We start from the raw sequence: 15,042 nt of genomic DNA on the forward strand, positions 1-15,042 counted from the left end.
TTAAGTAATCTTTAATTTTGGCTCCTGGCTAGCATGGTATAATATTTTAACAAATGCAAGCGATTATGTGATTAATACATCTTTTACATGAAAAATGAGGTGTAACATATTGAAAGATCGACGGTTTTGGCTGGCTGTTGTTTCGGCATTTATGGCCACACAGCATAATACGGGTGAAGCGGCGGCAGCCGTAGTACCTGATGCAGGTCGTGAATACTCTGTTCGTGTACATACTTCTGTGGCAGAGGAAGAGGCTGTTGTCTCTTTGTTTGATGATTGTCGTTATGAGGAGGTTATAGAGACAGCTAACGCAGCATGGCCACGGTTAGAAGCTATGCCTGATAGAGTTTTATATTGTGTGGCTGAATGCTATATTCGGACAGGTCGGGTACGATTAGCTAAAACCAGTTTTGAGTTACTCATTGCTCACAGTCCGCAAAATCACAGGTATCGAGCGGGCTTGGCTTATACATTACTGTATGCCGGTCAACTGGACAAGGGATTACCTATGTATCGTCAGGTATTGCTAGAAAATCAGGGAATGCTTGCAGGTGCGGCAGAAGACGCAGTGGCACTCTTGTCAATGGGCAATATAGGCGGTGGAAAAGCATTATTTCAGATGGTCATAGAGAATAGTTCGGACAAGCAACATTATTCTCAATGGTATCAGAGAAGCCTGCGTACATATCGGTTGGCGGACGATGTCCCTGTAGTAGGGCAGGTGCCATCAGCTACTGTTGAACAGTCGGCTGTTTCTACTGAAAATGAGCGGAAGTTATTGCATACTCAAGCTGTGCAGATGGCTCAAAATGCCCAATATCAACAGTCACTAGATATTATGGCTCGTCTTGTTAAGGCAGATACGCAAGACAAATCGGCTCTTTCTGATTATATTACTATCCTGCAACAGGCAGGTCAGAATGAACAGGCTGTCAATTTATTTGAACAACATTCTGGTACATTGATGCCTTCTGCTGTAACTCGAAGCGTTAGTACTGCATATTTTCAGTTGAAAGAGTATGATAAGGCCTTGGCGGTACTGCAACCAGCAATTACTCGTGGTGAGAGAGACGCACTCTTGCGGGCAGGGGAAATGAATGTACTCTGTGGTAATACTATCGCTGCTCAGTCCTATTATGAGCACCTATTAACCATGAATCCTAACGATTATGAGGTGTATTTCAGCCGTGGTATGTTGAGTCTGCAGATAAAAGATTACAGACAAGCGGCTCGGGATTTGGAACGGGCGCGTAGACTGATACCAGAAAGTCCGGACAAGGCTGATCAGTTGACTAAGTTGGAGCATAATTTGGCCATTGCTTATATGAATAGCGGCCAAGACCAAAAGGCTGCTTCAATTTTAGTTAATTATACGAAAACAATGCCTGTTGAAGGTTCGCTTGCCAGCGACTATATAGTAGCGCTTGGCAAAAGCTCTCAGCCTGAACTGGCAGTGCGAGAAGGAGAACGGTTATGGCCTACTTATACAGAGGCACCAATTCCTGGACTTAGGTCGCTGGCCGAAAGCTATCTTCGCCTCGGAAAACAGGGAAAAGCTTTGAAAGTATATAGCTATCTTGCCGGGAAGCAGCCGAGTGATGATGCTAGTCGACGGATGTTGGCTTTCCAGTTAATGTTAAATGGGCGTACAGCCGAAGGACTTAGCTATTACGGTCAATTACTCGACAAAGCACCAACTAATGCAGATGCTGCGATAGCGGATGCTGTAACTCTTATTAATACAGATAAGTATATTGACGGGAAATCACTGTTTGAATTAGTGCTAAGCAAGTATCCAAATCCGGCTTATCGTCGGCAATATGCCGAAGTTTTAGTTAAGAAAAATCACAACCGTGCAGCCTATAAGCAATACCAATTGTTAGCTTCCCAACCGGAAGGTGAACTGGATGGATTATCGGGTATGGCGCGTACCGCCATCGCGTTGGGTGATCATTCGAAGTCTCGCCAGGCGCTAGATACAATTACGAGTAAGTATGGAAAGAGTAAGGCCGTTGCAGCTCTTGCGCCAGGGAGTGAAGAGGGGAAAGCGAGCCAAGAAACACAACCGAGAGTTTTAAGGGCAGCGACGTCTCCGGAAAATCCGGCATCATCATATACTATAAATGAATTAAAAGGCCCAGATGCGCCGGTTAACTATGCTGCTACAGCAGCAAAAGGCAATACAGAACTATCCAAGGATGAATTTGCTTATGAAATGGCACAAATTGCCACGAAATTCTTATCTGCACCTGTTACCAATGCGGAGACTTTTAAAATTGAATTTACCTATGCTATTTCTACCATTACAGCCAAAACAATGCCGCTGATACCTAGCGAACAAAGAAATGATTTTACTTACGAGATGGCGCAGCTTACATCAGCCATAATCAATGATCAAAACTTAGATATGAAAAAAGCTAAAGCGCAATTTGCACAACTTACAACAAAAGTGGTAAATCGTATAGATAAAATCACTGCCGATGGAAAATCAACAACTGTGAAAAAAAGTGATAAGATTGAGCCCCAAACATTGTCTAGTTCGAACAACAACGTTGCTGCTAGTCCAGCCGCAAATGCTCCAGGCTATGTTGACCCAGCTACATATAATAGGCTGATTGATGATTTGATGCAGGTTGGTAATAGCAGCAAACATAAAAACAATAAGATAAATGTTGACGGTGAAATTCGCTATCATTACGCGGCGAATAGCGGTGATTCTACGAAATGGGATAAAGATGCATCAGGACTCCGGCTTTATCTTGGTGCTGACACTAGAATCAATAATAATTGGCAGCTGTATGGTATGCTGGAAGGCAAAAAGGATATAAAAAACTATGATAATAAGTTTGAGCTTTCCCACCTGTACGTGAAAGGAAAAGTAGGCGCATCTACGGTGAAGGCAGGCAATTTTGGCTACCTTATGGCAGAAGGAAATATCTATGATAGCGGCTTAACTGGCATTAGCGTTGATTTTGGCGATCCGATAAAATATACACTTAGCTATGGGGAAACCGAAGATACAAAATCAACTTATATCGCAAAGGCACGCTATAAGGATTTTGATTATAATCTGGAAGCCGGGGTGTATCATTACCGGCTGGACGACGGCTCTAATAATCGCAATACAATCTGGAATATTGCCGGCAACTACAACTTTAGCAATTTTAGTATTGGGGCTATGTACTTGGGTTCTAGTCTAAAAGATAGCAAAGGGAACAGCGATGGCTATGTATTTAGTCTTAACTACGGCGACCAACGCACATACAGGCCAGGCACCTATAGTATGTTTGCGAAATATTACAATCAAGCAATAGGTACATATATATCGCATGGAATGAATGGCAAAGGCAATTCCATGCAAGGCGTGAAAGGCTATGGTTTAGGAGTAAGCTATACTTTGGCAGAAAACTTAGTTGCAGGCGTAGAATACTATGACCTAACCGACAAAATTACCGGGCAAAAAGGTAAAACTGTATGGACCCAACTGACTCATTATTTTTAATTTTATAAGTAGGTGAACCTGGCATGTCATTAGAAGTATTTAACGGACTACAGACAAAAAAAGATTATTTAGCTGTTGTAGGTCTTGGCTATGTAGGGTTGCCGATTGCAGTTGCATTTGCTGAGAAGTTCAAAACGCTGGGATTTGATATTAATCAAGGAAAAATTGCTATTTATAAACAGGGAATTGATCCTACTCAGGAAATTGGTGATGCGAAAGTCCAAAATTCGACACTAGAATTTACTACCGATCCCATAAGGTTACAAGAAGCTAAAATGATTATCGTTGCTGTGCCAACGCCGATCAATGGTGATAAAACACCAAATTTGTCACCTGTTGTTGACGCTAGTCAAATAGTAGGAAAAAATTTATCAAAAGGAAGTATTGTTGTTTTTGAATCTACAGTATATCCGGGTGTAACGGAAGATATTTGTATACCTATTTTGGAAACAGAATCCGGCTTGCGATGCGGCAGGGATTTCAAAGTCGGCTATTCTCCCGAACGAATTAATCCCGGTGATAAAGTACATAGACTGGATAACATGCCCAAAATTGTTTCTGGTATAGATGAAGATACAGTGGAAGACATTGCGGCAGTGTATGGTCTGATTATTCATGCCGGCGTATATAAAGCGCCTAGCATTAAAGTAGCGGAAGCCGCTAAGTTGTCGGAAAATGCCCAAAGAGATATTAACATTGCTTTTATGAATGAATTAGCACTAATATTTGATCGAATGGGAATTAACACCAAAGAAGTTATTGATGCAATGAATACCAAATGGAACGCTCTGGGATTTTATCCAGGCTTAGTAGGCGGACATTGTATTGGGATTGATCCATATTATTTTATTTATCAAGCCGAAGTGCTAGGATATCATTCGGAAATTATTGCCGCTGGGAGAAAAGTCAATGACAGCATGGCAGCGTTTATTACTAATAATGTAATCAAAAAAATGCTGCAAGCAGGTAAAAATATTAATAAATCTAATGTGTATATTATGGGAATCAGCTTCAAAGAGAATTGTCCTGATATGCGTAACTCAAAAGCAATAGAAATTTGCAAACAACTTGCTGAATATGGAATCAAAGTAAAAGTAGTAGATCCGGTCGTTGAAAAAACAGAATTCAAAAGCGAATTAGATTGGGAGCTTGTGGAAATAAAGGATGTTCGCGATGCTGATTGTTTACTGTTTTTGGTAGGGCATCAACAGTTTAAAGATATAGCGGTCACAGATATTAAAAGAATGTTCAAACAGAAAAACAATCAGTCTAAACATGTAATTATTGATATCAAGAATGTCCTAGAACGAAAAAAACTCGAAGAAGAGATTTTTTCTTACTGGAGCCTTTAGTTATAGGAGGTGGTATCTATGAAAAGCCGTACGATGATAGTAGCATTAATTCTTATCATAGGAGTTTCGCTAACTGCTGCATTTTTCTATAAAGACTTTTTGAAAAATCAACCAGTAAGGGAGTATCACACTAATATAACCCTTGACGATCTCTATAATGCGGACGAGGAAGTGGCGCAAGCCTTAGCGCAACTGCAAAAAAGTCAAGAGAAGGCAATAATCATTACCGGCTCTCAGAGCAGTTCTCGTCAGATTGCCTTGACCTTTGACGGATTAACAGATCGTGCTACTGTACAGCAAATATTGGTTTTGTTGAAAAAGTATAACAGTAAGGCAACATTTTTTGTTGATGGACTGCACACTGTCGAAGATCCACTAACCTTGACAGATATTAAAGACGCAGGGCAGAAAGTTGAAAACTTTACACTATTGGGTATGCCTAAAATGGAGAATCTATCTATCGAAAGACTGGCTAAGGATTTTTGTCGTGCCGAAAAAATTGTTAAAGAGAATGCTACGCAAGAGCCTAATTTGCTAAAATGTAATGACACAAAATATACAGATCAAGTGCTGCAAGTCGCGAAGGCGTGCGGATTTAAAAATGTTGTACAAAGTGATGCTTTTTTTAATGCGAGAAAAAGCAACACCGCAGCTATTGATGCTGACGCCTTTGTTGCAGCTCTTCGGCCAGGCCGTATTGTTTCTGTTAAATTATTAGCAGATATGGAACTGATTACAAATGAACCAGGAAAAACCGATCTGAAGCCAGCTATAGATAAACAACCAGGATTAAAAGAAATGCCACAAGAAGGTCTGGGAGAACCAGAGATTGCTTTAGCTGTGGAAAAACTGCTAATAGCACTGCAGAAGGCCCAATATAGCACAGTATATGTGGAAGACTTCGCAAAAAATACTAGTAAAACAGCATTGCAGTCGGATTATGGTAACAAACTTGCTGTCTTAACAAAAACTGTTACTTTCCTACAAGAGCAAATCATGGCTTTATTTAGCTGCCGGGTAGCTTATGCAGCTGAAGGTATTGGGCAGCCGGCAACTGAGATCAAGACGATTTTCACTACAGAGCAGGCTCTTGCTTACACCTTTGGTGGATTAACGAAAGAATCAGTAGTAAATGATATCCTCGAAAGATTGAATAAGCTTGGCATTAAAGCAACCTTCTTTGTGTCGGAATCAGAACTGAAAAAGTATCCGCAAATAGTACGTAAAATCATTGCCAATAAGCATGAAGTCGGTATTGCCATAAGACCGAAGGCTGGAGAGAGCTTAGAAGAAACCCGCAAGAGTATTATGTCTTCGTCGCGCCTGCTGAAAGAGCAGTTTGGTGTGTCTACCAATTTGGTAAAGCAGGTATCAGGTGCGGTATCAGATACTACAAAGGAAGCGGTAGGCAGTTTAGAATATAAGCTGATTGGTCAATCAATCAATATTGTGCAGAGTAAACATAAAGATTATATCTCGGTAGATGCGATTATGTCCGAACTATTTCGCAAAAGCATGTTTTCTTTGTCTCGTGGAGAAATCCTGTATTTTAAAATGGATTTCTATACAGATGACCAAATCGTTGGCGGATTGCTGGAATCAATCAAACAAAACAAAATAGATAATATTGCCTATGCAACCTTCTATGATAATCCCGGTAACAACCGGGCCAATAATTCGCAGTATACGATTAAGCCGGTTGGTGAAATTCTCAATAACACGAAGAACATTTACCAATACCCGGTAGATCTGCAAAAGGTTCCGCCCCATTTAAGGCGTGATGGACCGGAAATAGCTATTGACAGTCACAACTTCTTAGCAACAGTTTCTCAACATTATATTGGGAAAAGCACCGTTAACCTTGAGGACAGGATGGTTGGATTCTCAAAAATGGATGTACGACGACTTGATAAAACTGGCTTCGTACATACTGAAGACAATGTTATATTTTTAACCTTTGATGACTGGGGGTCAGATGCAGCGATTAATAAATTGCTGTATGTTCTGCGCAAGCATAATGTACCGGGAACATTCTTTATAATTACCAACAATGTCTTGTATAACCCGAACCTGCTCCGGGCAATTGCTGTGGAAGGCCATGAAATTGGCAGTCACTCGGACAAGCATAAACCGATGGCAGTTATGGATCCCAAAACACATAAATATGTCAAAACGCAAGAAAAAGAAGAGTATCTCAAAGACTTAACAACAGCTTATCAAAAATTGCGAGATGTTACAGGCGATGTAACTAGTAATGGGAAACCGGCTTTGACCAGATTCTTTCGTTCTCCCACGCTGGCAATCAGTAAAACCGGGATGGAAGCGTTGCTTGACGCTGGTTATGACTATATTATTTCTGGTTCGACAAGTTCCGATGACTATAAAGCCAAGGATGTTACGCAGCTGGTAGAAACAATCAAAGAAGGTATTTTTACCCAATACGGTGAAGTGAAGAAAGGGTCTATCTTGGTCATGCACATGACCGATGGTGCTATCTATACACCAACGGCTTTGGATATTTTGTTGACAGCCAATGAAGCTAAGGCGGATTCTGATCCATCGAAGTTTAAAGTGGGCAGGTTATCGGATTATTTATTTGATGGCTATTCGCAAATCAATCCCAAAAAAACCTTGAGATTATTGCATAGCGTTGATAACGTTCACAAGTAAAAAGCAAAATCACATGAATGGCAGGGAGGTAGGCTATGGATAAACTATTTAAAGAAGATATTTTGTTTGCCGTTAAACCTGACCGTAGGCTGCTTTCTAAAGTTCCGGATAAAGAGGGCTTGCGTACTAATGTGGATAGACGCCAGGCCTTAGAAAATAATGTGGGTGAAAATGACCTTGGAATTCGAATACTATCTGAAAATATGGGCAAACGCTATTTAGTTGAGTATATTGTTGCCGTTACATTCGTTTTGGCGGGAAAAACGGTAAAACATACCGGAAAATGTGTGGATATATCGACAACCGGGATGTTACTGGAAGTGCCCCCTGAAGTAGCTGAAGATTTGAGCCAAGCCAAGAATATTCGCTTGAAGTTCACTATCGCGCCCGGTACTATGCCGGAAGGTTATGAGATGAAAGTTGATATTGCGGCTAAATATATCCGGCTTGAAAAAACGCCAGCGGGGAAAATACGCTGTGGTGTACTATTTTTAGAATCGTTAGCGCAGTATGCCAATAGGAGAAAAAATTGGTATATGCTATCATGTGCCTCCCTGTTCCTATTCATTATTTGTTCCTGTATCATGCTAATGCGAGTAGAAAGCATATTATATTTTAAGTTTAATAAAATTCTGTATATGTATAGCCTTATTGCCGCAACATTTTTGTTGAGCCGCTATTTTTTCGCTATTTTTTATCGGCCTGTTCCCATTGACAACAAGTTTATACCAGGTGTCAGTATTGTTATTCCTTGTTTTAACGAAGAAGAATGGATACAAAGAACGATTGTAAGCTGCATCAATCAGGATTATCCTGTCGATAAGCTGGAAGTGATCGTAGTCGATGATTGTTCCAACGACCAGTCTTTTGAAAAAATTGTAGAAATAGCGGAAGAATTAAAGAGTAAAGAAAAACGCTATGACGTCGAAACAAGACTGCATTATTTCCAGCAGGAGAAAAATGCAGGTAAACGGAAAGCCATGGCTAAAGGAGCAATAAGGGCACAACATGAATTAGTGGTATTTGTTGATTCCGACAGTTTTTTAGATCCATTTGCTATTCGAAATATTGTACAACCTTTCAAAGATACAAAAATGGGAGGTGTGTCAGGCAGAACAGATGTTGCTAATACCTATACCAATGCACTTACAAAAATGCAGGCTGTCCGCTATTATATTGCATTTCGGATTATGAAAGCAGCAGAAGGCTATTTTGATGCCGTCACCTGCTTATCAGGCCCGCTTTCTTGTTATCGGAAGGACCTAGTCCTTAAATATATGGATGCCTGGCTGAACCAAGAATTTTTTGGAGAGAGAGCCACGTTTGGCGATGACCGGAGTATGACAAATTTCATTTTAAGAAACAATCGCACTACCTATCAAGATACGGCAATCTGTACTACCATTGTGCCAAATAGATATTCCGTTTTTTTGAAACAACAAATGCGCTGGAAACGGTCATGGCTGAGAGAATCAATGATAGCAGCCCGGTTTATGTGGAAAAAGGAACCTTTTATGTCATTATCATTTTATATGGGGATGCTAGTACCGCTGCTGGCGCCTGCTATCGTTATTTATAATTTGATTTACATTCCACTTATGCACAGGGTATTTCCGCTTACTTTTATCCTCGGTATTTTTCTAATGGCTTTGTTGATGAGTATGGCTCAACTGTTTCTACGGAGAAGCTCAACATGGCTGTACGGATTATGGTTCTGTTTCTACTATGAAGCCGTGCTTTTATGGCAAATGCCCATTGCCTGGGTTACGTTTTGGAAAACTACCTGGGGAACAAGGTTGACTCCGGCCGATATTTTGGAAATGGCAAAAAAGAATAGATAATATAAGTGGGGATATACGCTGATGATAACGCCAACTAATTTCAGTGCTCGTAAGTATCGAAAAGCAACCATCTATGCGAAATTCACAGAACTTAAAGACAGAAAGAAAATGGTCAGAGTAGTGTTTCAACTACTATTCATTTTTGCGATAATTGCTATAGCTGTAGTCACCTTGCTTACGCTAAAGGCATATAAACCTTATACAGAACAGAGTACAAAATTTTCAGGAGATAAAGGTTTTGTTGCACTTTCCTATTTTGGTGTAGAGAGGATCGGTAAACAAAATATCATCGGCATCGGGCGTTTGCAGGAACATTTGCAAGCATTAGAAGCTTTGGGTTATGTAACTGTCACCCAGCAAGATATTTTAGATTACTATCAATCTGGAAAAGATTTGCCGGAAAAATCGTTGTATCTGATCTTTGAAGACGGCAGAAGGGATACTGCAATTTTTTCGCAAAAAATCTTGGAAGGGTTGAATTTTAAAGCAACAATGCTGACCTATCCCGAAAAATTTGAAAAGAAGGACCCTAAATTTTTAGTACCTGAAGAACTAACCGAGCTGGAAAAAACGACGTATTGGGAAACAGGTACCAATGGTTACAGACTGGCCTTTATTAATGTGTTTGACCGCTACGATAACTACTTGGGAGAGTTAGTTCCACTTGAACATGCCGGAGTTGCGCCTTACTTAGGCCGAAAATATAATCACTATTTAATGGATTATATTCGTGACGAATATGGTGTTCCCAAAGAAAGCTATACTAGGATGAAAGAACGTATTTCGCATGATTATCAAGCCGTGCGAGATATGTACACTCAGTCCATTGGCTATGTACCAGGAACGTATATAATCATGCACTCTAATACAGGCCAGTTTGGCAATAATGACAAAGTCAGTGCTGTGAATGAATATTGGATGAAAACATTGTTTAAAATGAACTTTAACCGGGAAGGATTTTGTTTTAATCAGAGAAACAGCAGCATTTATGATTTGACGCGGATGCAGCCCCAGCCTTATTGGTATGCCAATCATCTGTTGATGCGGATAAAATATGATATTAATCAGGATTTAGATTTTGTCAATGGCAGTTTAAATAAACATAGGGAATGGGATACTCGTAAAGGGGCATTGGAGATTCAAGATGAAACGATGATTTTGACATCTTTGCCAAAAGACCAAGGATTAGTACGTTTGAAGAATAGTAATGATTTTGAAGATATAAAACTTAGCGTAAGGCTAAAGGGCAATAAATTTGGGTTACAGAGAATATATCTGCGGGCAGATGAAAACGCAAAAAGATTCCTTTCCGTATATATTCTTAACAATGTTTTATATGTTACAGAACAAAATGCCAGCGCCGAAAAAGAGTTGTTTAAGATAAATTTAGATCAGCATGACGGAAAAACAATTTTATCTGTTCCTGAGGATAAAAAGGCGGCTGAATTAACTGCACTGGCAACTCTCCTGCAATATGCTAATTCACCTGAAAAAGCCAAAGCCTACGCAGTACGGTTGGAAAATAAAACCCGGGAAGTAGCTCCTACCGTGGCAGAGGGAGCAGAACCCTATATACCTGAGATCAGTGTTCATGCGAAGGGTGACCGGCGCTTGGCGTTGTCTCTTAAAGGAGATAAGCTAACAATTATAGTGGATGACAAGGAAGCCGTAAGCGATTTGCAAGTAACGAATACAAAAGGCGGCGCTATTTTTCTTGAAAGTGCATGGGGGGGCTACGGGCAAAGTCAAAGAAATTTGGCAGATGATGTATATGATGGTGTATTTGAAAAACTAATGATTACTGGTAACACGGGCGAAGAACACGAAAAAATTCTATTTGACAGTCGTTTGGAAGGGCTTGATGGCGTCAAATTTAAAATGAAACAACTATGGGAAGCCGTCGTGGATTTTTTTGTGAAAAACTTGTAATGGGTATAGAGGTGCAACTAGGTGAAGGGTATAGCTTGTAAACTTTTTAAAATAGTGCTGTTAGTAGCTGCTGTTCTTCTTTTGCCTGGCTGTAATTATGATGATAGCCAACTGGCTGGCAAGGCAGATGCAAAAGAAACTAATGGAAGTAGGGCGGCATGGTTAGCTTATTGGGATTTGGATGCAGGTGGAAAAGACTTGCAAAGGATGGGAAAAAAATTAGATAAACTTTCTTATTTTGGCGCCTATTTTGATGCATATGATCGCGTTTTCATTCCCCAGGAGCTTAGTGATAAAAGGAAAGCATTACAAGCGAAAAGAGAGAAATACGAAACCTACCTTACCTTTGTTAATGATAAGCAGAATGTTGACGAATCGGTTATCATCAAAGATACAGAAGTTCTTCGCAGGTTATTTGCCAATACTGCGGCTTTGGACAGACATATTGACGAAATCATTGCGCTGACTTTGCAAGGTAAATATGATGGTATTGAAATTGATTACGAGAGAATATGGAATGATCCACAAATTGCAAAGCCTTTTGCGCAATTTGTTGATAAACTGTATCTGAAGGCTCGAGAAAGTAATTTAAAACTGCGGGTGGTACTCGAACCGGGTACACCATTCGTTTTGGCCAATCTCCCTCAAGGGCCTGACTATGTCATCATGTTTTATAATCTGTACGGATTGCACAGTGAACCAGGTCCGAAGGCCAACAAAGCATTTATTGAAAAAACAGCAAAACAAATGAAAATTTTACAGGGTGAAGCGTCGGCTGCGTTTGCAACAGGCGGTTGCCTATGGGGTGACAATGGTAAGAAAGCTCTTCTCTCAGAAGCCGAAGCCAAAACCCTTGCAGTGACATATGACAGTAAAACTAAAAGGGATAAAGAAAGTCAGTGCATAGTATTTGAGTATAACGACAGGGGTGTTTCCTATCAAGTTTGGTACGCTGATGTGCAAACGCTAAATTACTGGATAGGTATAGCTAAGGAACAGGGTGTAAATAACATCAGCATATGGCGTTTGGGCGGAAATATTGATATCAACAAAATAGAATAATTGATATCAGTGGTAAAGCATTTAGGGGGTACTAGGTGAAAAAAATCTATTTGCCAGCAGACGACCGAGGAAACAGTATCTTGGAAATTGTAGTGGCAGATACCTTTTGGGCAAGGCTAAAAGGTTTATTAGGTACAGCTGCTTTGCCGGAAAATAAAGGGCTGCTGCTGTGCAACTGCAACAGTGTTCATATGCTCGGAATGAGGTACGCCCTGGATATTGTATATCTGGATAAAGCGGGTGTGATTTTAAAAATAGTTGAAAATCTCAAACCGTTTCAGGTAAGCTGCTGTTGGCAGGCAAAAGACACGTTAGAAGTAACCAGCGGCACAGTAGGCCGCCGCGGCTGGCAGGTTGGCGAAACCTTGCAGCATAGATGAAAACAAACACATGTTCGATTTCTTCGTCCGGGGGCAAGATACCGAGAAGTTACTGGCAAGGTTAAACATGAACTTTATCATGTGAATATCATAATGAAATAGTCCATAACCCGCTAAAACGATGAGTTTAGGCGGCTTTTTTTTATTTGCGGCAATTCATTGAGATTATTAGCCGTGCTGAAACTATTATGAACAATGTGGTTTTACTTCATAATAGTTTGATAGTTTATAATTATTAAATTGTTGTAAATATTTAACTATAGTATATTGAATCTACGAAGGAATTATATGAATTTTGCAAATGGTGTAACTTTCTAAACCATATTTGAATCTGAGAGTATCTCATACCTTTGTCATACTCTCAATATCAAGCTGGTGAAGAAAAACAATCCGAAAGTGTTCAAAAATAATAAGGGGGAAAAGAAATGGGAAAATTGAGTGCACAAGAATTTCAAGCGTATTTAACACAGATCAGAGAATTAACTGAGGGCACATTCGATAAGATGCAAAAAGAAATTGAGGATACAAATGTGTTCCCCGAGGAGTTCTATCAACTGGGTATCAAAAATAACCTGTATCGTTGCTCACTGCCAACAGAATATGGTGGCTGGGGCCTTTCCGAGCTGGAAATTTTGAAGGTTCAGGAGGAATTTAGTCGTGGCCCTGGCGGAATGCGTATGCATCTGCACTATGCTATGGATTTAAACTGGCGCCCCTTGTATGACTTTGGCAGTGAAGCGCTTAAGAAAGAGTTAATGCCTGGCTTCCAGGATAGATCTGTTTTTACCTGCTGGGCTGTTACCGAGGAAACAGGTGGAACTGGTGCTGATATTAAAACCTTGGCCGTAAAAGATGGCGACGATTACATCATTAACGGAGAAAAGTACTTAATCTCACACACTGATTGCTGTAATTATGCTTATGTTACCCTTCTTACCGATCCTAATGCTGATAAGGATCACCGCCTCTCCACCTTCATGGTTCCCTGCAACACCCCAGGCTACGAAGTAACTCCCATGCCTCACATGATGGGCTGCCGCGGATCAGGTCATACCGGCTTAAAGTTTACTAACATGAGAGTTAACAAAAAATACCTGCTCGGCAAAGAAGGCGATGGTCTTCATATCTCGATTCACTCTCTGTCTGTTTCCCGTGTTCACATCGCAGCCAGCAATTTGGGCATGGCTCAGCGTATGTTGGAAATGTCCCTCCAACGTGCTCATGATCGTGTCACCTTTGGCAAACCTATCATTGAACGTCAGGCTATCAGAATGAAGATTGCCGACATGGCTGCTCATATCCATGCCCTGCGTACCATGGTTTATGATTTTGCGAAAGACTATGAAAAGGATCCCAATGGAGAATACATTGAAGAAAAAGCTGCTATGTGCAAACTGTTCAGCATCCAAGTTACCAAAGTGTGCGGTGATGAAATGCTGGAGATCTTCGGTGGTGTTGGGTACTTCGAAGATTGCGAATATGGTCCTACTGAGCGCCTGTACCGCGACTCCCGCGCAATGTGGTTAGAGGAAGGTACTCCCACCGTACAGCGCATCACCATTTCCCGCCAGACTATTAAACATGGTGGCCGTTTAGAGTATCTCGATTAATCCTAGGAATCTATGGACATGCCAGAACAGAGGGTCATCAGTGTCAAGCCGATGACCCTTCTTTCTACTTTTTATAGTAAACAGGTTACCGCAAGATTTGGTGAAAGCCGATAGAAGATATTCTAGGTAAAGGTACTGGGAGGGCTGGAAATTGGAATTTGGACCGCTAAGAAGCAGAGCAGCCAGAAAACCTTGGCCGGAATGCCCCGATATCGTAATTTACCGCTGTAATCATTGTGGCAAGTTGTACCAGGGAGTGGGATATGATATACCAGCTCAGGAGCCTGCCTGCTGTGATGCATCCATGGAACGGCTGAAGCCGCTGCTGATGGATGCAGTATCGCCCGAAATCAATATAGACTACAAGATTGTTGGTGGTTTCAACCAGAGTGCTGTGCAGGTATTCTGGGAAACAAAGCAGCCGGAGGACAAACCAGAGTGGGTTTTACTTAAGACCTTCACTGGGAGTTACATCAAGTATGTCAATTCCGGGAAGCGTCCGCCCATGGTATTTCCTTTATCTGACGAGGATGCCTATGTATATTGTGACAGGAGCACTTGTCAAGAGTGTGTCTTTCGTTGCAAGCGCGGTTTTATCATTTATTTATATAGTAAAACAAGGGGTCTACTGGAGGTCCCCTTGGAGAAGATGGCAGACTACTTTAAGTCCTAGAAGCGGTATGTTGAGGTGTACTT

The 15,042-nt window shown here is 40.9% G+C and carries 9 protein-coding genes; all 9 read left to right on the forward strand.

The annotated features are described in order from the left end of the window. The first annotated feature begins 109 nt into the window (after nucleotides 1-109). The 9 genes from ACZ449_RS02655 (at nucleotide 110) to ACZ449_RS02695 (ending at nucleotide 15,019) form a co-directional block, all read left to right on the forward strand. A complete protein-coding gene (locus ACZ449_RS02655) occupies nucleotides 110-3,502 on the forward strand; it encodes a hypothetical protein (RefSeq protein ID WP_464259527.1) in 3,393 nt (1,130 codons plus the stop codon). Nucleotides 3,503-3,525: 23 nt separating this feature from the next. Next, nucleotides 3,526-4,854: a nucleotide sugar dehydrogenase gene (locus ACZ449_RS02660; RefSeq protein ID WP_464259528.1), complete on the forward strand. Its 1,329-nt coding sequence runs from the start codon at nucleotides 3,526-3,528 to the stop codon at nucleotides 4,852-4,854. A gap of 18 nt (nucleotides 4,855-4,872) precedes the next feature. After that, complete coding sequence (locus tag ACZ449_RS02665; protein WP_464259529.1) at nucleotides 4,873-7,524, forward strand: polysaccharide deacetylase family protein; 2,652 nt, start codon at nucleotides 4,873-4,875, stop codon at nucleotides 7,522-7,524. Nucleotides 7,525-7,559: 35 nt separating this feature from the next. Continuing rightward, nucleotides 7,560-9,365, forward strand: coding sequence for a glycosyltransferase family 2 protein (locus tag ACZ449_RS02670; RefSeq protein WP_464259530.1), 1,806 nt, complete (start codon nucleotides 7,560-7,562; stop codon nucleotides 9,363-9,365). Between the two features lie 21 nt (nucleotides 9,366-9,386). Further along, on the forward strand, nucleotides 9,387-11,294 hold the full coding sequence (locus tag ACZ449_RS02675; protein ID WP_464259531.1) for a polysaccharide deacetylase family protein: 1,908 nt from the start codon (nucleotides 9,387-9,389) through the stop codon (nucleotides 11,292-11,294). 21 nt (nucleotides 11,295-11,315) lie between these two features. Continuing rightward, complete coding sequence (locus ACZ449_RS02680; RefSeq protein ID WP_464259532.1) at nucleotides 11,316-12,356, forward strand: glycosyl hydrolase family 18 protein; 1,041 nt, start codon at nucleotides 11,316-11,318, stop codon at nucleotides 12,354-12,356. Between the two features lie 35 nt (nucleotides 12,357-12,391). Beyond that, nucleotides 12,392-12,736 (forward strand): DUF192 domain-containing protein, encoded by a 345-nt coding sequence (locus tag ACZ449_RS02685; RefSeq protein WP_464259533.1) that lies wholly within the window; start codon nucleotides 12,392-12,394, stop codon nucleotides 12,734-12,736. A gap of 425 nt (nucleotides 12,737-13,161) precedes the next feature. Beyond that, on the forward strand, nucleotides 13,162-14,346 hold the full coding sequence (locus tag ACZ449_RS02690) for an acyl-CoA dehydrogenase family protein (protein ID WP_464259534.1): 1,185 nt from the start codon (nucleotides 13,162-13,164) through the stop codon (nucleotides 14,344-14,346). Between the two features lie 151 nt (nucleotides 14,347-14,497). Beyond that, nucleotides 14,498-15,019 carry a hypothetical protein gene (locus ACZ449_RS02695; protein ID WP_464259535.1) on the forward strand — a complete coding sequence of 174 codons (522 nt, stop codon included), beginning with the start codon at nucleotides 14,498-14,500 and terminating at the stop codon, nucleotides 15,017-15,019. The last annotated feature ends 23 nt before the right edge of the window (nucleotides 15,020-15,042 follow it).

It is taken from the genome of Desulfosporomusa polytropa (assembly GCF_055380075.1).

What these genes read in the sequence shown, in the direction of transcription:
- ACZ449_RS02660 (WP_464259528.1), top strand. Translation starts at nt 3,526, where the DNA reads ATGTCATTAGAAGTATTTAACGGACTACAGACAAAAAAAGATTATTTA.
- ACZ449_RS02665 (WP_464259529.1), top strand. Translation starts at nt 4,873, where the DNA reads ATGAAAAGCCGTACGATGATAGTAGCATTAATTCTTATCATAGGAGTT.
- ACZ449_RS02670 (WP_464259530.1), top strand. Translation starts at nt 7,560, where the DNA reads ATGGATAAACTATTTAAAGAAGATATTTTGTTTGCCGTTAAACCTGAC.
- ACZ449_RS02675 (WP_464259531.1), top strand. Translation starts at nt 9,387, where the DNA reads ATGATAACGCCAACTAATTTCAGTGCTCGTAAGTATCGAAAAGCAACC.
- ACZ449_RS02690 (WP_464259534.1), top strand. Translation starts at nt 13,162, where the DNA reads ATGGGAAAATTGAGTGCACAAGAATTTCAAGCGTATTTAACACAGATC.